18 protein-coding genes are annotated in these 23,309 nt (G+C 68.6%); 3 read left to right on the plus strand and 15 right to left on the minus strand.

What is annotated here, in order from left to right:
• Positions 1–10: 10 nt before the first annotated feature.
• On the minus strand, positions 11–2,224 hold the full coding sequence (locus PSV00_RS13360) for a TonB-dependent receptor (protein WP_300448068.1): 2,214 nt from the start codon (positions 2,222–2,224) through the stop codon (positions 11–13).
• A 471-nt stretch (positions 2,225–2,695) separates the two neighbouring features.
• Here PSV00_RS13360 and PSV00_RS13365 point away from each other — a divergent pair, with 471 nt between their 5' ends.
• Together PSV00_RS13365 and PSV00_RS13370 are read left to right on the plus strand one after the other, a co-directional pair.
• Positions 2,696–4,135, plus strand: coding sequence for an aldehyde dehydrogenase family protein (locus tag PSV00_RS13365; RefSeq protein WP_300448070.1), 1,440 nt, complete (start codon positions 2,696–2,698; stop codon positions 4,133–4,135).
• A 120-nt stretch (positions 4,136–4,255) separates the two neighbouring features.
• Positions 4,256–5,260 (plus strand): TIGR00341 family protein, encoded by a 1,005-nt coding sequence (locus PSV00_RS13370; RefSeq protein WP_300448072.1) that lies wholly within the window; start codon positions 4,256–4,258, stop codon positions 5,258–5,260.
• 10 nt (positions 5,261–5,270) lie between these two features.
• Here PSV00_RS13370 and PSV00_RS13375 read toward each other — a convergent pair whose 3' ends face one another.
• The 4 genes from PSV00_RS13375 to PSV00_RS13390 all read right to left on the minus strand — a co-directional run bounded on the left by PSV00_RS13375 (position 5,271) and on the right by PSV00_RS13390 (position 11,010).
• Positions 5,271–6,269 (minus strand): protein-L-isoaspartate O-methyltransferase, encoded by a 999-nt coding sequence (locus tag PSV00_RS13375; protein WP_300448074.1) that lies wholly within the window; start codon positions 6,267–6,269, stop codon positions 5,271–5,273.
• On the minus strand, positions 6,266–8,767 hold the full coding sequence (locus tag PSV00_RS13380; RefSeq protein ID WP_300448076.1) for a hypothetical protein: 2,502 nt from the start codon (positions 8,765–8,767) through the stop codon (positions 6,266–6,268). Before PSV00_RS13380 ends, PSV00_RS13375 begins: the two co-directional genes overlap by 4 nt.
• The gene (locus tag PSV00_RS13385) at positions 8,764–9,642 is read right to left on the minus strand and encodes an alpha/beta hydrolase (protein WP_300448078.1); all 879 of its coding nucleotides are present in this window, start codon (positions 9,640–9,642) and stop codon (positions 8,764–8,766) included. Before PSV00_RS13385 ends, PSV00_RS13380 begins: the two co-directional genes overlap by 4 nt.
• A 114-nt stretch (positions 9,643–9,756) precedes the next feature.
• Positions 9,757–11,010, minus strand: a complete 1,254-nt coding sequence (locus PSV00_RS13390) for a sodium:proton antiporter (RefSeq protein WP_300448080.1) — start codon at positions 11,008–11,010, stop codon at positions 9,757–9,759.
• Positions 11,011–11,184: 174 nt separating this feature from the next.
• On the opposite strand from PSV00_RS13390, the gene thrC reads away from it, so the two are divergent.
• Positions 11,185–12,549: a threonine synthase gene (gene thrC, locus PSV00_RS13395; protein ID WP_300448082.1), complete on the plus strand. Its 1,365-nt coding sequence runs from the start codon at positions 11,185–11,187 to the stop codon at positions 12,547–12,549.
• Between the two features lie 315 nt (positions 12,550–12,864).
• On the opposite strand, the gene PSV00_RS13400 is transcribed toward thrC, so the two are convergent.
• The 10 genes from PSV00_RS13400 to ilvG all read right to left on the minus strand — a co-directional run bounded on the left by PSV00_RS13400 (position 12,865) and on the right by ilvG (position 23,290).
• Complete coding sequence (locus PSV00_RS13400; RefSeq protein WP_300448083.1) at positions 12,865–13,827, minus strand: homoserine kinase; 963 nt, start codon at positions 13,825–13,827, stop codon at positions 12,865–12,867.
• 3 nt (positions 13,828–13,830) lie between these two features.
• Entirely contained in the window at positions 13,831–15,588 is a 1,758-nt protein-coding gene (locus PSV00_RS13405) for a homoserine dehydrogenase (protein ID WP_300448085.1), read from the minus strand.
• A 105-nt stretch (positions 15,589–15,693) separates the two neighbouring features.
• Positions 15,694–15,825: a hypothetical protein gene (locus PSV00_RS13410; RefSeq protein ID WP_300448087.1), complete on the minus strand. Its 132-nt coding sequence runs from the start codon at positions 15,823–15,825 to the stop codon at positions 15,694–15,696.
• A 157-nt stretch (positions 15,826–15,982) separates the two neighbouring features.
• Positions 15,983–17,083, minus strand: a complete 1,101-nt coding sequence (leuB, locus tag PSV00_RS13415) for a 3-isopropylmalate dehydrogenase (protein WP_300448089.1) — start codon at positions 17,081–17,083, stop codon at positions 15,983–15,985.
• Entirely contained in the window at positions 17,080–17,673 is a 594-nt protein-coding gene (gene leuD / locus PSV00_RS13420) for a 3-isopropylmalate dehydratase small subunit (protein WP_300448091.1), read from the minus strand. Before leuD ends, leuB begins: the two co-directional genes overlap by 4 nt.
• Entirely contained in the window at positions 17,666–19,129 is a 1,464-nt protein-coding gene (leuC, locus tag PSV00_RS13425) for a 3-isopropylmalate dehydratase large subunit (protein WP_300448093.1), read from the minus strand. Before leuC ends, leuD begins: the two co-directional genes overlap by 8 nt.
• Positions 19,116–20,084, minus strand: coding sequence for a branched-chain amino acid transaminase (locus tag PSV00_RS13430; RefSeq protein ID WP_300448096.1), 969 nt, complete (start codon positions 20,082–20,084; stop codon positions 19,116–19,118). Before PSV00_RS13430 ends, leuC begins: the two co-directional genes overlap by 14 nt.
• A complete protein-coding gene (locus PSV00_RS13435) occupies positions 20,068–21,300 on the minus strand; it encodes a 2-isopropylmalate synthase (protein WP_300448099.1) in 1,233 nt (410 codons plus the stop codon). Before PSV00_RS13435 ends, PSV00_RS13430 begins: the two co-directional genes overlap by 17 nt.
• Entirely contained in the window at positions 21,297–21,563 is a 267-nt protein-coding gene (locus PSV00_RS13440; protein WP_300448102.1) for an ACT domain-containing protein, read from the minus strand. The genes PSV00_RS13435 and PSV00_RS13440 overlap by 4 nt, the downstream gene beginning before the upstream one ends.
• On the minus strand, positions 21,563–23,290 hold the full coding sequence (ilvG, locus tag PSV00_RS13445) for an acetolactate synthase 2 catalytic subunit (RefSeq protein WP_300448105.1): 1,728 nt from the start codon (positions 23,288–23,290) through the stop codon (positions 21,563–21,565). The genes PSV00_RS13440 and ilvG overlap by 1 nt, the downstream gene beginning before the upstream one ends.
• Positions 23,291–23,309: the final 19 nt, after the last annotated feature.

The raw sequence follows: 23,309 nt of genomic DNA on the forward strand, positions 1-23,309 counted from the left end.
GCGGCCGGCGTCAGTACTGATAGCCGAGGCGAATACCATAGGTCCGCGGACGACCGGGCTGGGCGATGTCGGCGCTGGTGAAGAAATTGCGCGTCAGATCGTACTCCTGATCGAACAGGTTACGGACAAAGCCGGTCACCGACCACCGTCCCACCGCCGGCGACACCGTCAGGCTGGCATTGGCCAGCCAGTAGGCCGGTACGTCGTAGCGCACGCCCAGCCAGGACGGATAGTCGTCCCGATAGCTGTAGTTGGCCTCAGCGGTCAGGTCGAAACCCTCCACGCCCCAGTCATAGGCGGCCGCGCCCCCGTAGCTGACGGCCGGAAACGGGATGTCCCGACCCGATTTGTCGACATAGACGGCCGTGCCCGCCGTGCGCGAGGCCGGCACATCGAGATCGAAGAAGTCGGTGTATTCGCCGTGCTTGTAGCTGAGCGACTGGCTGATCCTGAGGTTCGGCAGCGGCCGCCACACGCCCTCGAGTTCGGCACCATAGATGCGGGAGGCCGGCACATTGACGAACAGACCTACCGGTCCATTGGCACCGTAGACGGCCGACAGCACCTGCTGGTCCGTATAGTCATAGAGATAGGCGGCCCCGTTGATCTGCAACGACCGGCTCGGGTCGGCCTTGAAGCCGAGCTCATAGGCCAGGAGAATTTCCGGCCGGAACGGCTGGATCGCGCTGCTCTGGCCCGTGTTGTAGGTGGTGAAGCCCCCCGACTTGGCCCCGCGACTGAACGAGCCGTAGATCAGCAGGTCGTGGCTGGGCGCATATTCCAGGGCAACCTTGCCGGTCAGCGGTGTCATCCGGGTCGAGACCGAGGTCGGCGGCAGGGCCACCGCCCCGCCGAAGGCCGCGCCGAAACCCTGAAGGTCGCGGCTCTCGTCCTCATAGCGCAGGCCGCCGATCAGCTTGACCGTGTCGGAGAGCTGATACTCGGCCTGACCGAAGGCGCTGATCGACTCGACCTGCTGACGGTAGGTGACCTGGCCGTATGTGCCGTAGATGTCGATGAAGTCCGACGAATAGCGCTCGTCCAGATCCTGTTTCGAATAATAGACGCCGGCGACCCAGCTCAACGGACCGGCAGCATCCGACGCCAGACGCATTTCCTGGGAGAAGACCTTCACATCGGAGCCGAAGAAGGTGTCGGCCTCGACCGATGCCGACGAATCCCAGTCGCCGTATTCGCTGCGGTCCAGGGTCTCGTAGCTGGTGATGCCGGTCAGGCTGACGCCGTCCAGTTCCAGGACAGCCCTGATCGAGCTGCCCCAGGAGGAGTTGTCCCGACCCGGCCTGGCGTCGAGGCTGCGCCCGATCTCGGCAGCAAAGCGCGGCGACAGGCCCCAGCCGGTTGCCGCATGGTCGCGGTCGGCCGGAATGGTGACGCTGCCGGCCCCGCCGCCGCGGGTGACCAGCGGGTTCAGCAGATACAGGGCCTGGTTCTCGGAGCGGTCAACGCCGGCGTGAAGGTCCAGGGTCAGGTCCAGACGGTCGCCCGCCTGATAGGCCAGCAGGCCGCGCACGGCGCTGCGGTTGGCATCGCCGATCGATTCCCCGGTGTCGCGGTTATACTGCCAGGCCCCGCCCTGTTCGGTGGTCGCGGCCAACCGCCCCTGCAGCCGGTCCCCCAGCGGCCCCGAGACGAACCCTTCGACGCGCAGGGCGTCGAAGCGACTGTATTCAGCGGTCATGCCGAGAGCGGGCACGGCCGTGGGCTGCCGCGTGACAACGCTGATGGCCCCGCCGGTGGTATTGCGGCCGTACAGGGTGCCCTGGGGCCCGCGCAGCACCTCGACACGGTCGATGTCGAAAATCAGCCCCTGGGTCATGACCGGCACCGGATAGGCGACCTCGTTCACATAGACGCCGACGGTGGGCGAATTGTTCGAAGCATAGTCCTGGAAGCCGACGCCGCGCAGGCGGAACTGGGCCGCGCCACCGCCGAAGGCCGGTTCGATCTCGAGATTCGGGGTCGCCGTCTGTAGCGCATTGATATTGGTGATGCCGCGGTCGGTCAGGTCGGCACCGGACAGGACACTCAGCGCGATGCCGACGTCCTGGGCCGCCTGCTCGCGGCGCTGGGCGGTAACGATCACGTCGGAGACCGTGGACGCGCCGGGCTCAACGCCGGCCGTCGACGGGCTCTGGGCCGTCGCTCCGGTCGATGCCGACAGGGCCAGAAGGCTGACGGAGGCCGTCAGGAATACATGTCGCATGGTCACTCAAATCCAATTGAACAGCCCGGGCGGCTCTTCCCGCCGGTTCCTGTTCATTCATTGCTCTGTATCGGGCCCGTCACCGGCCATGGCAGCAGTCAAAGGGCGATCATCCGGAGTCGGATCAGGCCGGTTTGGACAGCAGAGGCCGCGCGGCCAATTCCATAGCGGGCAGGACACCCGGGTTATGTACGTCGGTCACGGCGGCCGCATTGCCCAGGCCGTGGACCGCCTCTTCCCCTGGGGCTCGAGGCTGCCAGCGCGTTCAATCAGATATCATCCTTATAGAGACCCGAAATCGGGAGTCCAACCGGGTAACCGGCCTTCCGACAGGATGGGAGGCACAGCAACCCGGAGGCCGGTCACCGGCCTGGACGAGCAGAAAAACGGCCCGTTGTGATCCGGACGCCTGCCAATGTGTTGTAGTTACGCGTGCCCCCTTCCCGCCCGTTTCGACCGGAGCCCCTGTTCATGCCGTCGCTGAAGCCGTCCTATCCGCTCTATCTGGCCAACCGGGCGATGACGCCGAACCAGGACCTGGTCGTCACTGACAAATTCACCGGCAAACCCGCCACCCGCGTCGCCCTGGCCGATCCGGCCATAATCGACGAGGCCATCGCCGCTGCCGTGCGGGCCACCGGCCCCATGGCCGCCATGGCCGCCTATGAGCGACAGGCGGTTCTCAGCCACTGTGTGACGCGGTTCCAGGAGCGGGCCGATGAACTGGCCCATGCCCTGTGTATCGAGGCGGGCAAGCCGATCCGCGACTCGCGTGGTGAGGTGACCCGGCTGATCGACACCTTCCGCATCGCCGCCGAGGAATCGGTTCGTATGACCGGCGAGGTCCAGCCCCTCGACATCTCGGCCCGGGCCAAGGGGTACCAGGGTATGTGGAAACGGGTGCCGATCGGTCCCTGCTCCTTCATCTCGCCGTTCAACTTCCCGCTCAACCTGGCCGCCCACAAGATCGCCCCGGCCATCGCCGTCGGCTGCCCCTTTGTGATGAAACCCGCCTCGCGCACACCACTGGGGGCCATCATCATCGGCGAGATCCTGGCCGAGACGGACCTGCCGGAAGGGGCCTTCTCGATCCTGCCGGCCAGCCGCGACGGGGCCGATCTGTTCACCACCGACGACCGGCTCAAACTGTTGTCCTTCACCGGTTCGCCCGAGGTGGGCTGGGCCCTCAAGGCAAAGTCCGGCAAGAAGAAGGTGGTGCTGGAACTGGGCGGCAACGCCGCCGTCATCGTCGATCGTGACAGCGATCTGGAAGACGCCGCCGAACGCATCATCTTCGGGGCCTTCTACCAGTCGGGCCAGTCCTGCATCGGGGTCCAGCGGATCCTGATCCATGAGGACATCTATGCGCCGCTGCGCGACCTGCTGGTGACGAAGGCCCGCGCCCTGGTCGCCGGAGACCCGCGCGAGGAGACCACCTTCATCGGTCCGATGATCGACGAATCCGAAGCCTCCCGGCTGGAAGGCTGGGTCAACGAGGCCCTGGCCGCGGGCGCGACCCTGCTGTGTGGCGGCGACCGCAAGGGGGCCATGCTGCAGGCGACCCTGATGGAGGGCGTCCCGCGCGGCCAGAAGGTTCGCGACGAGGAGGCCTTCGGCCCGGTGGCCATCCTGTCGTCCTTCTCCGATTTCGAGGCCGCCCTCGACGAGGTCAACGATTCCCGCTTTGGCCTGCAGGCCGGCATCTTTACCCGCGACATCCACAAGGCCATGGCCGCCTGGGACCGGCTGGAGGTCGGCGGTGTACTGATCGGCGACGTGCCCAGCTATCGCGTCGACAACATGCCCTATGGGGGGGTCAAGGACTCGGGCCTCGGTCGCGAAGGGGTCAAGTTCGCGATGGAGGACATGACCGAGATCCGCAATCTCGTGATCCGTCACCGACCGATCTAGCCGCCGGGCAAAACAGCCCGTTGCGGCCCTTAACGGCCGCACGGAGATAGCGACTGATACGCTTCCGATCCGGATGTGTATGAATCGGATCCTGTTCGCCGATCTCCCGGAACACCCGCAATGTCGACGCGCCTGCTACTCGTCTTCGTCCCGGATGAGGACATTCCGATCGCCCGGGAACTGGCGCGGCGCTGCGCCAGCCGGATCTGGGTGCGACCGGCCGAAGGGGAAATGGAAAGCCTGGCCTGTGTGGTTCAGGCCCGCTACGTCGAGCGGCTGGTCGATGCGCTGGAGCGGGAACTGGGGGAGCGACCCGGCTTCTGCACCATTATCCTGCCGACCGAGGCGGTCATTCCACCCCTCTATGAAACGGCCGCTACCGCCCATCCCCGGTCCGGAAACGATCGTCCCCCGAGTCGACTCGAGTCCTTCTTCAGTCGCGACCGGCTGAGCACCGAGGAGATGTATGACGACGTCGAGGAGACGGTACGAATTCGCTACAGCTTCCTGTTTACCGTGTTGATCTCGGCCCTGATCGCCGGCCTGGGTATGCGCAGCGGACAGACCGCGATCGTGATCGGGGCCATGGTCATCGCCCCCTTCCTCGGACCCTCGATCGGCATGGCCATGGCGGCGACCATCGGCGACCACAGGCTGGGCCGGAGATCCAGCCTTGCCCTGGCCTTCGGCGCGATCGCCTGTGTGACCTTCATGGCCCTGATCGGCCGCTTCATCACCATCGACCCGACCGTACCGGAACTGTTGAGCCGCACCCGGGTCAACCCTGCCGATGTCGTCCTGGCCCTGGCCAGTGGCGGGGCCGGGGTGATCGCTTTCAGCAAGGGCTCTTCCTCGTCCCTTATCGGCGTGATGATCGCGGTGGCCCTGGTGCCGCCGCTGGCGGCCGCCGGGCTGCTGTTCGGCTCGGGACACGGCCATCTCGCGCTGGGGGCCCTGATCCTGTTCGCCACCAACCTGGTCTGCATCAATGTCGCGGGGATATTGACCTTCCTGTTCCAGGGCCTGGCCCCGCGGAACTGGCGCGTGACCGCCGGCACCCTGATGGTCTGGGTGCTGCTGCTGGTCGCCCTGATGGGCCTGACCCTGCCCCGGTTCCTCGCCTGAACCCGACCGGTCAGCCGCCCTGGGGCTGAGGCCGGTTCTGCATGGCACCGGTCATCGGGATGAAGAAGACGCCGACATCGCGGCGCGAATGGACCCGCCCCTGGTCGTCCTTGGTATAGACGTACAGCACCTGACCGCGCCGGAAGGGCTGACCGATCGGGATGATCAGCTTGCCGCCCGGCTTGAGCTGGCGGAACAGTTCGGGCGGCGCGTATTGGGCGACGCAGGTCAGCATGATCGTATCAAAGCCGCCTTCGACCTCGGGCCAGCCGAAATAGCCGTCGCCGACGCGACCGTGCACATTGTCGTAGCCGAGCGGCGCGAAGATCCTGCCGACGGCCTGGCCGATCGGTTCGATGATCTCGATCGTGTAGGCGTCGCGAACCACCCGGGACAGAAGTGACGACTGGAACCCTGAGCCCGTGCCGATTTCCAGCGTGACATCGGTCGGTTTCGGGGCCGCAAGCTGGGTCATATAGGCCTGTCCCAGATAGTCGCTGAGCACGCTGCCGTGCCCGATGGCCCAGGGCTTGGGATTGCTCTCATAGGCATTGAAGGCGGTCGAGGCCGACTGGGCGTAGGCGTAGTGGAAATAGTCGCGCGGCACGCTCTCGAAGGCGGCCATGACCGCCGGGTCGGCCGAGCCGAACTTGCCCTCCAGATAGCTGTGTATCCGGGCCATGGCCGCGGGTTTGCGCGCCTGGATCTCGGCGAACTGCGCCGCCGTGATGGCTTGCGGACGATGCGAGCCGGCCATGGCCTCGCCGAACGCCTCGTAGGTCCAGGGGCGTTGCGGCGCACGAACGCCCGTCGCTACCGTGCCCTGAACGACCGGTGCCACAGGGGAGGGAGTAGCCCCCGCGGCGGCCGCCGGTGCCGCCGTACTGCCGGTCGCCGTCGGATTCATCCGGGCCTGGATCCGGTCGAGGCTCGCCCGGTCGCATCCGGCCAGCGGGGCCACGGCGAGACCCGCAGCGGCCGTGAGAAGCGTGCGTCGATCAAGGGTCATACGGACTGTTCCTGAAGGGAAATAGGATCGGGCTGGGGTCGCGCGGCATCGCCGGGCACCGGTTTCCGCGAGCCGGGCGGCAGGACCAGAAAGGCCAGGACATAGAGGCCGGCGGCGGCCCACAACAGGGACGAGAAGCCGATGTCCCGGCTCATCAGGTTGGCCAGGGGGGTGGCAACGACCGAAAAGGCACCGTTCAAACCCCAGGCCCAGGGCAGCATCCGTCCGTCCCCGACCTGGATCAGGCCAAGCGGGAACGGCAGGCCAAGCGCCAGGGAAACCGGGGCCGCGGCCAGGACGACAAGCCCGGCTCGCAGCCACCACGGCTGGTCCAGGGTGCGCATCACGAAATCCCCGGATCCGGCCAGCATTGCAGCGATCCACGCGATCACCACGATCAGACCCATCAGGGAAGCGACCTTGGGCATGTCCCCCAACCGTCCGGCGATCATACTGCCCAGCCCCGAGAAGATGAGCATGGACGTCAGCACCAGGCCGAAGGCCGACGAATAGTCGTTCAGATAGAAGGCGGCCCGGTCGATCAGCATGATCTCGATCAGCAGGAAGCCGAGGCCGAGGGCCGGAAAATACAGGATGGGCCACAGCCGGCGGGGCTCGGGCGCGCCGCCGGTCCGCCGCCGGAACAGGGCCGGGGCCAGCAACACCAGCAGGGCGATGATGATGGCCTGGCCGAGGACGGCGATATTCACCAGTCCCCCGATCTCGGCCTGGGGCAGGACCTCCAGCCGACGGACCAGGGTGTCGAGCTGCTCCAGCTTCAGGGACGCATAGAAGGCCGGCCGGTCGAGGGTCGCGGGCCGGATGTGGAAGGCTCCGGCCGAGGCCGGTAGCTGCCCGTTCAGGACCGTGCCCGCCTCATTGGCGATCGCGTCATTGGGCCCGTCCGAGGTGATCCGGCCACTGGCGAAGGAGACGGACGGCAGGTCGTTGAACAGGCCGGGCCGAGCCGCCGCGACGTCCATGCCGGGGACATAGGAAACATCGAACGACCGGATATCGCAGAAGGTCTTCAAGGCAACGACGTCCGACGGGGACCAGGGGGTCGGCGACACCAGTATCCGCGCGTTCCAGGCGGATCGATAGACCATCACATGGCTGGCCGGATCGGTGATCCCCGTGGCCAGCAGGGCCTGCCGCGCCGTGCTCAGCACCCTGAGGGAATAGACAGGAAAATCGCGGATCGAAACGGATATCGAGACCATACCCCCCGGCTTCAGCGCCGCGAGATAGGCTTGCAGCGCCTCGACCGTCAGGCCCGTGACATTGGCCGGGGCGGCATCGATGAAGTCAGCCGAAAGATCGATGATGTCATAGGCGGCGGGTCCCGCTCGCCAGGCCGCGGCGATCGGACCACCGTCCAGCAGCCGGACGCGGCTGTCCTGCGCCAGGGCAGGCGACCCGGCCAGGCCATGCACCAGCGCCTGATGCAGGACCGGCTCGCTCTCGACGCCGTCGACATGGCGCGCCCCCAGGGCCAGGGCCTCGGCCACCCGGTAGCCACCGGACAGGCCGACCGCCAGCACATCCGCATCGGGTCGCATCAGATAGGGGGCGGCGCTCAGGGCGCTGGGCGCATAGCCGGCATCCAGCGGTCCCGGCCTGGGCAGGGCGGCGATCCGGTTGCCGTCGCGATACAGGCCCCAGGTCTCCGGCGGCCCCGACACCCCCATCATGGCGGCATTGTTCGAGACGTCGGCATCGACCCGCTCGGTGAAATTCTCGAGCAGCAGATAGTGGCCACGCGGCTGGCGGCTTTCATGGACCACGCGGGCTCCGGGCGTGTTCAGCGGCGCATAGACCGCCTTGAACTCCGAGATCAGCGGGGCGGGTCCGAGGAACAGGATCGCCTCCCCCGCCACCAGGGCGGCCCCGGCCAGACCGGCCCCCAGCCAGTTCAGTCGTCCGGGCTGAAACAGCGTCGCCAGCGCCAGCGGTACCAGCAGGATCGGTGCCAGCAGAAAGGGGTGGACCACGAACATCAGGCCCAGCGCCAGGGCCGACCCCAGCCCGGCCCCGATCAGGTCATAGCCATAGACCCGCCCGATCTCGCGCGCGTTCATCACGAACATCAGCGCGATATAGAGGCCCGCCAAAAAGAAGAACGGCAGCAGGGCCGCATAATAGAGACCGATATTGCGCAGCTGATCCGGCCAGGTCGTCGGGTTCTGCAACTGCAGCGGATTGAACGGATTGGCGGTGATCAGCTGGTAGCCAACCGCCGCCGCGATCACCATCGCCGCCGGCAACAGGGTCCGCAGCAACACCCCGTGCTTCTGCACCGCGTCCCGGAACAGGGCCACCACCACGCCGCTCAGCGCGAAGCCCGCCATGACGATGGAGATGATCCAGTAGCCATACTCCGACCATTTCGCGACGGCGAAATAACGGGTCAGGGCGTTTTCGAAACCGACCACGCCCATGGCGATCAGAAACAGCGGAATCAGCGCCGCCCGGCTGTCCCTGCCGACGCCGCTCATGCCGGCACCTCCCAGCGGGCACGCTGGTCGAGAAAGTCGGTCAGCAGGGCATTGAACCGGTCAGGGTCATCAACGAACAGGGCGTGGCCGGCCTGTTCGAAGACCGCCATCCGGGCATCGGCATGCGTCGCCACCAGGGTCTCACCCTGGGCCCGCCAGCGGGGCCGCACCACATAGAGCACCGGCCGGTCCGTACTGTGCAGGGCAGCGCGCCAGAAGCGGCGCGGCACGTCATAGCGCAGCAGGGCCTGTTCCTGGGTCGGGCTCATATGCAGGGCATCCGCCGTCAGCCGCGCCCGGTAGTCCGCCCCCGGATCATGGGCGAACAGACCGGCGACAAAGGCCGCGCGACGAGTCGCCCGGCCGGCGGGATCAATCCGGGCGGGATCAGGCCGGCGACCGGGGCGCGCCGTGGGGGCGGGCTCCTCGCCGATGGAGTTGTCGATCAGCACCAGACCGGCAAGCTGCCCGTCGCCCTCGGCCGCGAGCATCGCCAGGCTGTCGAGAACACCGAGGGACCACCCCACCAGAACAACGCGATCCGTCCCCGACCGGTCGATCAGTTCGGCAATGTCGCGGCCCCGCCTCTGATAGGCGTAGCCATAGGGCGCGACCTCGCTCTGCCCCTGACCGCGCGGGTCGAGCGCCATCACATGAAAGCGCGTCTCGAGGGCCGCGATCTGGTGATCAAAGATCCATGCCGGCATCGTCCAGCCCGGCACGAAGACCACGGTCCGACCGTCCGCCGGGCCCGCCTCAAGATAGTGCAGCCGCGCGCCGTCCGAGGTGAGGAAGCTGCGGCTGTCTGCGGCCTGCCCGGTGCCCCCCGACACCAGACAGGCCGACAGCGCAAGAACGATTCCCCACAGGGGCATCCCGCCTCGTTCCCGCGAACTCATGGTTAACAAATACCTACCCCCGGCAGAGCCTCATCTGGCCCGGCGAACGGTGTATTGTCGACCGGCTTCCCCGGTGACGCGAGCGGACGATCAGGTCGCGCTGCCCCAGCGCTTCAGCGCCGGGCCGATACTGCCGCCCTGCACCACCACCGAGAACAGCACCACCATATAGGTCGCGGCCACCAGCACATCCTTCATCGGACCGGGCGGCAGGGACAGGGCCAGGGCGATCGAGATACCGCCACGCAGCCCGCCCCAGACCATGACCGGAAAGGCCAGTTTGAACGGCAGCAGGCTGCGCCAGAACAGCAACGGCACGCCGACGGACAGGGCCCGGGCCAGCAGCACCAGCGGTATGGTCAGCAGCCCCAGCCCCAGCAGACCAAGACGTTCGGCCAGCACCACGGCCTCGAGCCCGATCAGCAGGAACAGGACGGCGTTCAGTATCTCATCGACCAGCACCCAGAATTTCAGCAGATAGTCGCGGGTGTTGTCGCTCATCGCATAGCTGACGCCCTGGTTGCCGATGACCAGGCCGGCGACGGCCATGGCGACCGGGCCGCTGATGTGCAGGGCGTGGGCCAGGGAATAGCCGCCCATGACGACGGCCAGGGTGATCAGCACCTCAACCGAATATTCGTCGATCGCCTTCATCGCCCGATAGGCGACCCAGCCCACGGCCAGACCCAGGGCAGCGCCGCCGAGCGCCTCGACCAGGAACAGTTCCCCGGCGTGGATCAGGGAGAGTCCCTCGCCGCTGACGGCCGCCGCCAGCAGGATCGAGAAGACCACGACCCCGACCCCGTCGTTGAACAGGCTCTCGCCCGCGACCGTGGCCTGCAGCCGGGGCGGCACCTTGGTGGTCTTCAGCACCGACATGACCGCGACCGGATCGGTCGGGCTGATCAGGGCCCCGAACACGAAACACCAGGCCAGGGGCACGTCGATACCGACCAGCCGCGTCAGGGCCGCAAAGCCGGCCCCGACCAGCAGGGTCGAGAGCACGACCCCGAAGGTGCTGAGGATGCCGATCTGCCAGCTGCCGCGCTTCAGCTGGGCGAGGTCGACATGCATGGCCCCGGCGAACAGCAGGAACGACAGCATGCCGTTCATCAGGGTCTCGTGGAAATCGATATCGCCGAGGAATTCGCTGACCGATTCCGACAGCCGGCTCTGCGGCAGGACGGCGTCGATGGCGATGACGGCGATCGAGGCCAGGGCCCCCATCACCGTCAGGGCGACCGTCGTCGGCAGCTTCAGATAGCGATGATTGAGCCAGCCCAGGGTGGCCGACAGCACGATCAGTATGGCGGCGGCGTCGAACGGCGACAGGGCGCTGATCATGGGGTCTCCTGGAGGGGCGGGCCGGGTCCGGTACGAAGGCATAGCCCGCGTCTCCGGCCACGGCCAAGGCCATTCCGTGGCCACGTCCGCTGCGCTGCGGCAAAACCGGTCCGGTCGACGCAATTCGCATTGGACGACGGCGGGCCGGGCGCCCTAGGCTGAAACCCTCCCGCCATGAAATACATCAGCACCCGGGGCCAGGCGCCCACCGTCGATTTCGCCCAGGCGATGCTGTCCGGTCTTGCACCGGACGGCGGCCTGTATGTGCCCGAGACCTGGCCTGCGGCTGAGCCCGCCCTGGCCCGTCCGGGCATCCCCTATGCGACCGTCGCCCGGTCGGTGCTGACCACCTTTGCCGGGATGTCCCTTTCTGCCGGAGCGATCGATAGGGCGGTGACGCGGCTGGTCGAGCGCTTCCGCCACGAGGCGGTGACGCCGCTGGTTCAGCTGGATGCCAATCTGTGGCTGCTGGAGCTGTTCCACGGCCCGACAGCGGCGTTCAAGGACCTGGCCATGCAGCTGGCGGCCTCGCTGATGGACGCGGCCCTGGCCGGATCCGACAGCCGGCTGACCCTGGTCACGGCCACCAGCGGCGACACTGGAGCCGCGGCCGTGCGGGCCTTCGCCGGGGCCGAGCGCATCCGCCTGATCGTGCTGCACCCCGAAGGCCGGGTCTCGCCGGTCCAGCGGCTGCAGATGACCACGGTCGCGGCCGACAACATCACCAATCTGGCGGTACGCGGCGATTTCGACGACTGCCAGCGGCTGGTGAAGGGGCTGCTGACCGACGAGGGGCTGCGCGCACGCGGGGCGCTGAGCTCGGTCAATTCGATCAACTGGGCCCGGCTGGCGGGGCAGATCCCCTACTATGTGACGGCCGGGGCCGCCCTGGCCGGACCGGCTCCGCGCTTCGTGGTCCCGACCGGCAATTTCGGCGATGCCTTCGCCGGCTGGGCCGCGCGCCGCATGGGGGCGAATGTCGGCGGGCTGGTGGCGGCGGTGAACAGCAATGACGCCCTGGCCCGGGTGCTGACCGACGGGGTCTACAGCCGCCGCACCACGGTCGAGACCCACAGCGTCAGCATGGACGTGCAGGCCCCGTCCAATTTCGAACGGCTGGTGTTCGAGGCCACGGATCGCGACACCGACCGGACCCGCGCCCTGTTCGAAACCTTTGCCCGCGAGGGCACGGTGACCCTGGACGACGCCCTGCTGGCGCGGCTGCGGGCCGAGGTCTCGGCCGTTACGGTCAGCGAGGCCGAGACCCGGGCGGAGATCGCCCATGCCTGGTCGGCGTACGGCCAGGTGATCTGCCCGCATACGGCGGTGGCCGTGGCGGCGGCGCGACGGCTGGATCCGGCGGACGGACCCGTAGTGGCCCTGGCGACCGCCCATCCGGCCAAATTCCCCGCCGTGGTCGGCGAGGCCCTCGGCTTCGATCCTGTTCGGCCGGCGGTGCTGCAGGGGCTGGAGGGGCGACCCGAACACTATCGCAAGGTCGAGCCCACGCTTGCCGCTGTGCTGGCCATGCTCGACTGACGTTCCGAGGTCCCGCCTGTGCTGCCGGCTCACGAGAAACAGTCCCGGAGGGGCAGGCATCGGCGGGAAAAGGTCAAAAACCTCGCAGGATTTTCCGCCGGGATCCGCCGCATCCTGAGCCGGACGCCGCGCTGAAAAGCCTGATTGTCAAAGACCGGGCGGCAGGACCATCGATGCAGACCAGCCGTTGCCGGTCATTGTAACCTGCAACAGAATCCCGGCGGATTGTTCCGGAAGGCCGGTCGGACAAACCGGGCCGGGCGTCCCGCCTTTGTCCTCCCCCGACCCGGGATTATCTGTCCCCGGAGTCCTCCCTCAGACGGCGGCGGCGGCCACCGGGCGATCGGCCGCGCGCCAGTAGTCGAGACGGCGCAGGAAGGGGGCCGGGTCCTTGGCGGTGACCAGGGCGTCGGGCGCGGCCAGCAGCCGGTCGTGCAGCCGGGTCAGGGAGAACCGCACCACGGCCCGTGCGCCCAGATCCGGCAGGGCTGCCCGTTCGGCGCGGCTCAGGGGGCGGACGGATTCATAGCCGGCCAGGAAGGCGGCCAGGGCGGCCGGATCGGCCCTGCCCGAGGCGTCAAAGCCCCAGGCGTTGAGGGCGATGGCCAGGTCGTAGGCCAGGGTGTCGATACAGGCGAAATAGAAGTCGATGACGCCGCTGATCTCGCCGTTCAGGAACAGGACGTTGTCGGGAAAATAGTCGCCGTGGATCGGACCTTCGGGAAGGGCCTCCAGCGGTCGCCGGGCCATGTCGGCCAGTTCCTGTTCGAGACGCTCAAGCCGGTGCCGGTCCTCGCCTTCGGCGACCGGGGCGCAACGCTCGGCCAGCTCACGCCAGACCGCCGGACCGACCGGATTGATCCGCTGCCCGCCGTAGTCGGCCGAAGTCAGATGCAGGCCGGCCAGGGCGCGGCCGGCCGTGCGCTGATCGTCGAGGTCGGGGGTCCGGAGCCAGTCGCCCTCGCGCCATTCGATGATCGCCGCCGGACGGCCGTTCAGATAGCCGGTCCAGGCCCGCTCACGGTCGGGCATGGGTCGGGGGGCCGGATAGCCGCGACCGGCCAGATGGGCGGTCAGTCCGAGACAGAACGGCAGGGCGTCGGCGCGGGTGCGATATTCGAACAGGGTCAGGACGAAACGTCCGGCCGTGGTCTCCAGCCGGTAGTTGGTGTTCTCGACCCCCTCGGCAATCGGGGTCAGGCTGAGGAGTTCGCCCAGATCATAGGCCTGCAGATAGAGGCGGGCCTCGGCCTCGGAGACGGGGGTGAACACCGCCATGCGTCAAATACCCATCTGGCGGGCGCGGGCCCGCACGAGGTCGGCCACGTCGGCCAGCAGGCTTTCGCTCGTCGCCCAGCGACCCGCGCCGCGTCCGCGACAGGTCCAGATTGAGCCGTCCTCGCCATAGACCTTCAAGGCATTGCCCTCCCCGCGCAGGGACAGGAAGAGCGGATCAGACCCGTCGGCGTCAAGCCGAACCTCGGCCGCCAGTTCGCCGACGGCCCGGCGGCAGGATCCGATCTGCCGGGCTCCGGTCGGCGGTCGGTGATCGGCGACGAGGGCGGCGCGCGGGATGGCCGCATCGTCCGGAGCGGAACCGAAGGCTTCGAACGCCAGCAGCCGGATCTTGGCGGCCGCATCGTGGCCCTCGACGTCCGACGACGGATCCTCCTCGGCGAAACCGGCATCGCGGGCCTCGGTCAGGGCCTCGTCGAACGAGGCCCCGGCGTCGATCCGTTCCAGCATGAAGTTGACGGTGCCGTTCAGCACCGCCTCAAACCCGGTGACCGGACCGGCCGCCAGGGCCGCGCGCAGGGTCTCGATCATCGGCGCGCCACCGCCGACGGCCGCGGAATAGCAGAGGTGCGCCCCATGGGCCGCGGCCAGGGCCCTGAGCCCGGCGGGGTCCCGGCTGATGGCCTGTTTGTTGGCGCTGACCACGTCGATGCCCCGCTCCAGGGCCGCCCGGATCAGGGCGTGGCCGGCGTCGGCCTCGGACAGGATTTCCAGCACCATGTCCGGTCTGGCGGCGAGCAGCACCGCCGGATCAGCGGTGAACCGGTCGGCGATCACGGCAAAATCGATGCCGGGCACATCGCGAACCCGGTCCGGGGACCGAACCAGCACCCCGGTCACCTCGAAGCGCGGGTCCGGCAGCAACCGGCTGAGTACCCCCGCCCCGACCACGCCGCAGCCGGCGACCGCGACCCGGATGGGGGCCAGGGCCGTGGCCGGGACCGGCGGTTCGTAGCGGGCACCGATCCGCGTCGGACGAACACCACCGAGGCCGGCGATCTCGATTTCGACGCCGCGTTCCTCGCCCATGTCGATGGCGTCCAGCTGGACCAGCACCCCGCCGACCTCGCGCGCCACCGACCAGGAGGCGTGGCTGAAGCGCAGCGGTACCCCGGCCGCGCCGGACGGATCGCGGTCGTAGAGGCCATCGACATCCTTGACGAGGCGAACGTGATCCAGCCCCAGTTCAGCGGCGACGAACAGGGCCGTCAGATCAGACCCGCCTCGCCCGAGCAGGGCCGTGCGCCCATTCTCGAGCAAGGCCCCGAAGCCTGGCACGATCACGGCCTCGTGGACCTCCAGGGCGCGCAGCAGGGCAGCGGTGTCGAGGCTTTCCGGATGGGCGTGCTGGCTGGGCCCCGAAGCGCGGATGCCCAGTTCGCGCACCGACAGGGAGACGGCGTCGATGCCGATCCGGTCGCAGGCGATGGCGGTGAAGGCCGCCGCCGCCTCCTCGCCCTGGGCGACATAGGCGGGCAGCAGACCGTTGTCGTGATCGAGGCCGAGGGCGCGCGCCTCGGCCAGCAGCCGGTCGGTCTGGCCGGCGAAGGCCGAGACCACGGCCACGACCCGGCGGCCGGCCCGCACATGGCGATAGATCTCGGAGGCGACAGCCGGGGCCTGGGCCGGACCGCGCAGGACGGAACTGCCGAATTTGAGCACCACGACATCCTCGACGGCGGGACATCGTTCGGGCGCGAGGGCCGCGGGTTCAGGACGGGCAAGGACGGCGAGATGGGGCATGGCAGGGGTCCGGTCGGTCTGGGGAGGAAGGGAGCCGGGACAAGAAAAAACCCCGCCCGGGGATCCGGGCGGGGTTGGGTCTGAGCGGCTTGAAGTGAATGCGCGCTAGCCTGTCCCCGCCCTGGGCGTGGTCATGGTGATCATGGTGATGGTCATACCGAAGCCGCTGCGGGTCACACGACCGCACGCGCCCGAACGGGCGATGACGGCGCGGGCGGTGATCGGGGCGAAGGGCACGGGGCAAGGGTCCGGAAGCGGTATGAGACCGTAACGCTGCCCCCGCCAAACCCGAACCGTCAAGGGTCGACCGCACGAATATCGCCGCGCCAGTGCCATTCGCGTGTCGCAGGTGGTCATTTTTGTCACCCTCGCCCCCTTCGTCGGTCGGTTTGCCCTAGGCCCAATGCATCTGCACACGATGGGCCGCGGCCCAGTGAATGGCCCTGATGGCGTCGATGATGGCCCGGGCCGCGGCGCGGGTTCCCAGTTCACCGCCCAGGTCGGCGGTGGTCGCCCCCGCCGCCAGCACGGCCGCCACGGCCGCCTCGATCGAGTCCGCCTCGTCCTCCAGCTTCAGGCTGTGGCGCAGCATCAGGGCGGCCGACAGGACGGTACCGACCGGATTGGCCAGGTCCTGGCCGGCGATGTCGGGGGCCGAGCCGTGGATCGGCTCGAACAGGCCGGGCCCACCGGCCCCCAGCGAGGCCGAGGGCAGCAGGCCGATCGATCCGCCCAGCACCGAAATCTCGTCCGACAGGATGTCGCCGAACATGTTCTCGGTCAGGATGACGTCATAGTCGCGCGGCTTGCGGATCAGATGCATGGCCATGGAGTCGACCAGGGCGTGTTCCAGCGTGACCTGGGGGAATTCCTCGGCATGGATGCGGGTGACCACCTCGCGCCACAGCCGGCTGGTCTCCATCACATTGGCCTTGTCGACCGAGGTCACCTTGCCGCGCCGCTGCAGGGCGGTCTGGAAGGCGGCGCGGGCCACGCGCTCGATCTCGCCGACCGTATAGATACACAGGTCCGAGGCCATGGTGTCGGTGCGGGTCTTCTCGCCGAAATAGATACCGCCGGTCAGCTCACGGAAGACGATCAGGTCGACGCCCTCGACGATCTCGCGCTTCAGCGGCGAGCGGTGGGCCATGACCGGCGAGACCTGCAGCGGGCGCAGGTTGGCGTACAGGCCCATGGCCTTGCGCAGCCCCAGCAGCCCCTCCTCCGGCCGGCGCTTGCCGCCGTCCCACTGCGGACCACCGACGGCCCCCAGCAGCACGGCGTCGGCGGCGATACAGGCGTCGCGGGTCGCCTCGGGCAGGGGATCGCCGGTCGCGTCGATGGCGGCCCCGCCGATCAGATGTTCGGCGAAGTTGAAGGTGTGGCCGTAGAAGTCGCCGATCACGGTCAGGACCTCGACCGCGGCGGCGGTGACCTCGGGGCCGACGCCGTCACCGGGCAGGACGACGATGTTGAAGCGGCTGGGGGTGGTCATGCGACAGGTTCCGATACGGACTGATGTTCAAAGGCTTCGATGGCGGCCAGGTGTTTCTGCAGCCAGCCGAGGGGGTCGACGCCGTCCAGCAGGCACTGGCGGGCGAAGGGTTCGACGGTGAAGGGCACGGCCGCGTGGTTGCCGCGACGCAGCTCGCCGGCCTCGAGATCGAGGGTCACCGGCTGGTCCGGATTGGCGGCCAGATCCTCCCAGGTCGCGGCATCGACCTCGACCGGCAGCAGGCCGTTCTTCAGGGCGTTGGAGGTGAAGATGTCGGCGATACCGGTCGAGATCACCGCGCGGAAGCCATAGTCCAGCAGGGCCCAGGGGGCGTGTTCGCGCGAGGACCCACAGCCGAAATTGGCCCCGGCGACGAGGATACGCTGCTCGCTCGGATCGATGCGGTTCAACACCGCCTCGGGCCGCGGCGTGCCGTCGGTCTCATAGCGCCAGTCGTGAAAGGCATGGACGCCCAGCCCCTCGCGCGAGGTGGTGGTCAGGAAGCGTGCCGGGATGATCTGGTCGGTGTCGATATTGGTCTGGCTGAGCACCAGGGTGCGCGAGGTCAGGACCTTGAACGGATCAGACATTCTGGGCTCCTAACGGCGCGCGCGCGGCGCTCGCCTGCTTGAAGATGGCCGTCTCCTGCAGATAGACGCGCGGGTCGGTCAGGACTCCGGCGACGGCGCTGGCCGCCGCGGTGGCCGGGCTGGCCAGGATGGTGCGGGCCCCCTTGCCCTGACGGCCCTCGAAATTGCGGTTCGAGGTCGAGATGGCCAACTGGCCCGCGCCGACGACGTCACCGTTCATGGCGATACACATCGAACAGCCGGGAATGCGCCATTCGGCCCCGGCCGCGATGAAGACCGTGTCCAGACCCTCGGCCTCGGCCTCGCGGCGCACGGCCTCGGAACCGGGCACGACCAGCATGCGCACGCCCGGCTTGATCCGGCGGCCGCGCAGGACGGCGGCGGCGGCGCGCAGGTCCGGCAGGCGGCCGTTGGTGCAGCTGCCGATGAAGACGACATTGACCGGCTGGGTCGTGGTCGCCTCACCGGCGGTGAAGCCCATATAGGCCAGGGCCTTGCGGTCACTGTCCGAGCCGGGCTGCGGCACGGGCGATCCGATCGGTGCCCCGGCATCCGGCGTGGTGCCCCAGGTGGCCATAGGGGTGATGGCCGCCCCGTCCAGCCGGACCTCCCTGTCGAATACCGCGCCGGGGTCCGAGGCCAGGGTCAGCCAGTCGGCGGCCGCAGTCTCATAGGCTGCGCCTTCCGGCACATGGCGGCGACCGCGCAGCCATTCGATAGTGGTGGCGTCGGGGGCGATCATCCCGGCCCGGGCCCCGGCCTCGATCGACATGTTGCACAGGGTCATCCGCCCTTCCATGTCGAGGCCGCGCACCGCCTCGCCGGCATATTCGATGACGAAGCCGGTGCCGCCGCCGAAGCCGAGGGCGGCGATGACGGCCAGGGCCACATCCTTGCCCGAGACCCCGCGCTGCAGCGTTCCGTCGACCGTCACCCGCAGGGCCTTGGGCTTGCGCTGCATCAGACACTGGGTCGCCAGCACATGGCCGACCTCGGAGGTGCCGATGCCGAAGGCCAGCGCCCCGAAGGCCCCGTGGGTGGCCGTGTGGCTGTCGCCGCAGACCACGGTCATGCCCGGCCGGGTCAGGCCCAGTTCGGGGCCCATCACATGGACCACGCCGCGGTCATCACTGTCCCAACCGGCCAGAACGATGCCGTGACGGGCACAGTTCTGTTCCAGCCGGTGGACCTGGGCCTCGGCCTGGGCAGTCACATAGGGGCGGCTTCCGTCGGCCCCGGCCGGCAGGGTCGGGGTGGAATGGTCGAGGGTGGCGAAGGTCCGGTCGGGACGCCGCACCGTCAGGCCGCGCGCCTCGATGTCACTGAAGGCCTGGGGGCTGGTGACCTCATGGACCAGATGCAGGTCGACATAGAGGACGCCGGGCGTGGCCGGGGTCTCGGCCGCGACCTGATGGCGGTTCCAGACCTTGTCGAACAGGGTTTCAGGCCGGCTCATGCTGGCGCTCCCTGGCGGTCGGGGCCGGGGCGGCGAGGCTTTCCAGCCAGCCGAACCGGTCGGGTGTGGCCCCGGTGAACAGGCCCCGGAAGGCGGCGTTGAGGCCCCGGGTGACCGGACCGGGGCCGTTGGCGCGGGTGGCGATGCCGTCGATGGAACGCACCGGGGTGATCTCGGCCGCCGTGCCGGTCATGAAGACCTCGTCGGCGACATAGAGGGCCTCGCGCGGCAGGGTCTGTTCGACCACCTCGATCCCCTCGGCCCGGGCCAGTTTCAGCACGGTGTCGCGGGTGATGCCCATCAGGATGGACGAGGCCGCCGACGGGGTCAGGATGCGGCCGTCCTTGACGATGAACAGGTTCTCGCCGGCCCCTTCGGACAGGCGACCGTCGGTGCCCAGGGCGATGCCTTCGCCGAAACCGTTGGTGCGGGCCTCGCGGCCGATCAGATAGCTGGACAGATAGTTGCCGCCCGCCTTGGCCCCCGAGGGCACGGTATTCGGCGCGATGCGGGCCCAGCTGGAGACGCAGGCGTCGACGCCGTTCTCCAGCGCGTCCTCGCCCAGATAGGCCCCCCAGGGAAAGGCGGCGATGGCGACGTCGACGTTCATGGCACCCGGGGCCGGGGTCACACCCATGCCGCAGGACCCGAGGAAGGCGATCGGCCGCAGATAGGCGCTCTGCAGGCCGTTCGCCCGCACCACCGCCCCGCAGGCGGCGACCAGTTCGGCCTCGGTGAACGGCAGGGGGAAATGATACATCCGCGCGCTGTCGAACAGGCGGCGGATATGGTCGGTCAGGCGGAAGCCGCGCGGACCGTCCGGGGTGTCATAGACGCGGATGCCCTCGAACACCGAGGTGCCGTAGTGCAGGGCGTGGCTCATCACGTGAATCTTCGCGTCGGCCCAGGGCGTCAATTCGCCGTTGATCCAGATACTCTCAGCCAACGGCGGCATAGGCACGGTCCTCGTGATGGGCGGCGGGGCGCGAGGCCTCGACGATGGCCAGCAATTCCTGGTCGTTGATCTCGCCGATCTGGTCGGCGCGGTGTTTGAAGGCAGCGAAGGCACCGGCCAGATGCGGCCCGGCCAGCGGATGACCCAGGACCTCGGCGCGCTTGGCGAGGGCGTGACGGCCGGAGTGTTTGCCCAGCACGAAGAAGCTGCCCTCGAAGCCGACGTCCTCGGGTCGCATGATCTCATAGGTCCGGGCATCGGCCATCATGCCGTGCTGGTGAATGCCGGCCTCGTGGGCAAAGGCGTTGATGCCGACGATGGCCTTGTTGCGGACCACCGGCGTGTGGGTGACCTCGCTCAGCAGGCGGCTGGTGCGAACCAGCTGGGTGGCGTCGACCCCGGTGGTGACGCCGAAATGGTCGGCGCGGGTGCGCAGGGCCATCACCACCTCCTCGATCGAGGCATTGCCGGCCCGTTCGCCGATACCGTTGATGGCCCCCTCGAACTGACGCGCCCCGGCCTCGATGGCGGACAGGGTATTGGCCACGGCCAGTCCCAGGTCGTCATGGCAGTGGGCCGAAAACACCACGTCGGGAAAGCGCGGCCGCAGGGCGGCGATCAGGTCGGCGAAGCGGACGGTGACCTCGCCCGGCGTGGCATAGCCGACGGTGTCGGGCACATTCAGGGTCCCGGCCCCGGCCTCGGCGGCCGCCGACAGCACCTCGGCCAGGAAGGCCGGTTCGGTGCGGAAGGCGTCCTCGGCCGAGAATTCGACGTCGTCGAACCGGCTGCGGGCATAGGCGACCGCCCGGATCACCGCCGCCAGAACCTCGTCGGTGCTCATGCGCAATTTGGCCGAGCGATGGATCGGGCTGGTGCCCAGGAAGACATGGCAGCGGCGCGACGGCGCACTACGCAGGGCGCGCCAGGCGGCGTCGACATCGGCCTCGGACGAGCGGGCCAGCGAGCAGAAGGTGGGGCCCTCGACCTCACCGACGACGCGGCGCACGGCCTCCTCGTCACCGGGCGAGGCGGCGGCGAAACCGGCCTCGACCACATCGACCTTCAGGGCCGCCAGCACATGGCCCAGCCGCACCTTGTCGTCGGCCGACATGGAGAAGCCCGGGGCCTGTTCGCCGTCGCGCATCGTGGTGTCGAAGACGATGACGCGATCGGCGGCCCGGCCGGCTACGGCGGGTTCAGGGGATCCGGTCATGCCGCGACCTCGGTCTGGAAGGCCTGGACCGGGCACGCCGCGGCAACCCGGGTCGCCCCGATCATGCGGTCGATCTGCCGCCCCAGGATCTCGACGCAACGCCCGGAATCCCGCCCGCGAACCTGCAACTGCAGGCGGCGCATGGGCCCCTCGCCCGCCAGGGTCATGCCGTCGATATGAAAGCCGCGGCGCTCAACGAGACCGATCAGACGCTGCAGCGAACCATCGGCGTGGTCGATCTGGATATGCAGGGTGTCGGTCATCAGATTTCACCTTCAAAATTCATCGTGCCATGCATCATCTCGGCATTGCTGCGACCCGGAGGCACCAGCGGCCAGACGTTGGCCCCGGGGTCGATCAGGACGTGGGCGAGGCAGGGCCCGGGGGCGGCCAGCAGGCGCTGGATCCCGGCCGAGACGTCTTCGCGGCGGTCGATCCGGAAGGCCTCGATGCCGAAGGCCTGGGCCACGGCGACGAAGTCCGGATTGTCGGACAGGTCGACCTCGGAATAGTTCTGGTCGAAGAACAGCTCCTGCCACTGGCGCACCAGGCCCAGGGAGCTGTTGTCCAGCAGGACGATCTTCAGGGCGACGCCGTAGCGGCGCAGGGTCGCCAGCTCCTGGATGTTCATCATGAAGCTGCCGTCGCCGGAGACGGTGACGACGTGAGCCCCGGGATTGGCCATCTTGGCCCCCAGTCCGGCCGGCAGGCCGTAGCCCATCGCCCCCAGACCGCCCGAGCTCAGGTGCGCCTGCGGTCGCGAGAAGGCGCAGTGCTGGGCCACCCACATCTGGTGCTGGCCGACGTCGCAGGCGGCGATGAAGTCGTCCCCGGCGGCCAGCGACAGTTCGTTCAGCAGGGCCGGGGCATAGACCCCCTCGCCTGGTGCGTCGTAGCGGAAGGCGTGGCGACGGGCGTTGGAGGCGCAGCGGATCACCCAGGGGTCGATGGCCAGCGGGGCCGTGGCCATCCGCGCGGCCAGGGTCTCGATGCCTTCGCGCATCGGACCGACCACGGCGACATGGGCCGCCCGCAGCTTGCCGACCTCGGCCGGGTCGATGTCGAAATGGACGACCCGGGCGTGGGGGGCGAACTCGGTCAGCTTGCCGGTGGCCCGGTCATCGAAGCGCGCGCCCAGGACGATCAGCAGGTCGCTGTCCTGGACCGCCTCATTGGCGGCGCGGGTGCCGTGCATCCCCAGCATGCCCAGAAAGCCCGGCGCGTCCGTACGGATCGAGCCCAGGGCGTTCAGGGTTGAAACCGACGGGATGCCGGTGCGATCAGCGAACGCACGCAGGGCCTCGACCGCCCCGGCGATCTTCACCCCGCCACCGATATAGATCAGCGGCCGTTCGGCGGCGCGGATCATCGTCTCGGCGTCGGCGATGGCCGCGACGTCCAGCGGCGTGATGTCGTTCGGCGTGTTGAAGCCGAAATCACCAGACGTCAGGCCGACCTGGATATCCTTGGGCAGGTCGACCAGAACCGGCCCGGGCCGACCCGAGCGGGCGACATGGAAGGCTTCCTCGATCACGGCCGGAATATCGGCCGGATCACGGACGATCCAGCTGTGTTTCACCAGCGGCAGGGTGACACCCAGGATGTCGATTTCCTGGAAGGCGTCCGTGCCCATGACGGCGGTCGAGACATTGCCGGTGATACAGACCAGGGGCACGGAATCCATCATCGCATTGGCGATACCGGTGACCAGGTTGGTGGCCCCCGGTCCCGAGGTCGCCAGACAGACGCCCGGCTTGCCGGTGACCCGGGCCCAGGCGTCGGCGGCGAAGGCGGCCCCCTGTTCGTGACGGACCAGGATGTGCTTCAGCTTCGAGCCGGTCAGGGCGTCATAGACCGGCATGATGGCACCGCCCGGATAGCCGAACACCACATCAACCCCCAGCCGCTCCAGGGTGGAGACGAGCAGCTGCGCCCCGCTGCGGGGAGCGGGGGTCGTTGCGGCTTGCAGGGCGGGCGCGGCGGCGCTCATCATCTTGGTCCGGTCAACT

The organism is Brevundimonas sp. (assembly GCF_029945885.1).
Lineage (GTDB): Bacteria > Pseudomonadota > Alphaproteobacteria > Caulobacterales > Caulobacteraceae > Brevundimonas.

Excerpts from the sequence above, each read along its gene's own strand:
- PSV00_RS13360 (WP_300448068.1), bottom strand. The coding sequence starts at position 2,224 with ATGCGACATGTATTCCTGACGGCCTCCGTCAGCCTTCTGGCCCTGTCG.
- PSV00_RS13365 (WP_300448070.1), top strand. The coding sequence starts at position 2,696 with ATGCCGTCGCTGAAGCCGTCCTATCCGCTCTATCTGGCCAACCGGGCG.
- PSV00_RS13370 (WP_300448072.1), top strand. The coding sequence starts at position 4,256 with ATGTCGACGCGCCTGCTACTCGTCTTCGTCCCGGATGAGGACATTCCG.
- PSV00_RS13375 (WP_300448074.1), bottom strand. The coding sequence starts at position 6,269 with ATGACCCTTGATCGACGCACGCTTCTCACGGCCGCTGCGGGTCTCGCC.
- PSV00_RS13380 (WP_300448076.1), bottom strand. The coding sequence starts at position 8,767 with ATGAGCGGCGTCGGCAGGGACAGCCGGGCGGCGCTGATTCCGCTGTTT.
- PSV00_RS13385 (WP_300448078.1), bottom strand. The coding sequence starts at position 9,642 with ATGCCCCTGTGGGGAATCGTTCTTGCGCTGTCGGCCTGTCTGGTGTCG.
- PSV00_RS13390 (WP_300448080.1), bottom strand. The coding sequence starts at position 11,010 with ATGATCAGCGCCCTGTCGCCGTTCGACGCCGCCGCCATACTGATCGTG.
- thrC (WP_300448082.1), top strand. The coding sequence starts at position 11,185 with ATGAAATACATCAGCACCCGGGGCCAGGCGCCCACCGTCGATTTCGCC.
- PSV00_RS13400 (WP_300448083.1), bottom strand. The coding sequence starts at position 13,827 with ATGGCGGTGTTCACCCCCGTCTCCGAGGCCGAGGCCCGCCTCTATCTG.
- PSV00_RS13405 (WP_300448085.1), bottom strand. The coding sequence starts at position 15,588 with ATGCCCCATCTCGCCGTCCTTGCCCGTCCTGAACCCGCGGCCCTCGCG.
- leuB (WP_300448089.1), bottom strand. The coding sequence starts at position 17,083 with ATGACCACCCCCAGCCGCTTCAACATCGTCGTCCTGCCCGGTGACGGC.
- leuD (WP_300448091.1), bottom strand. The coding sequence starts at position 17,673 with ATGTCTGATCCGTTCAAGGTCCTGACCTCGCGCACCCTGGTGCTCAGC.
- leuC (WP_300448093.1), bottom strand. The coding sequence starts at position 19,129 with ATGAGCCGGCCTGAAACCCTGTTCGACAAGGTCTGGAACCGCCATCAG.
- PSV00_RS13430 (WP_300448096.1), bottom strand. The coding sequence starts at position 20,084 with ATGCCGCCGTTGGCTGAGAGTATCTGGATCAACGGCGAATTGACGCCC.
- PSV00_RS13435 (WP_300448099.1), bottom strand. The coding sequence starts at position 21,300 with ATGACCGGATCCCCTGAACCCGCCGTAGCCGGCCGGGCCGCCGATCGC.
- PSV00_RS13440 (WP_300448102.1), bottom strand. The coding sequence starts at position 21,563 with ATGACCGACACCCTGCATATCCAGATCGACCACGCCGATGGTTCGCTG.
- ilvG (WP_300448105.1), bottom strand. The coding sequence starts at position 23,290 with ATGAGCGCCGCCGCGCCCGCCCTGCAAGCCGCAACGACCCCCGCTCCC.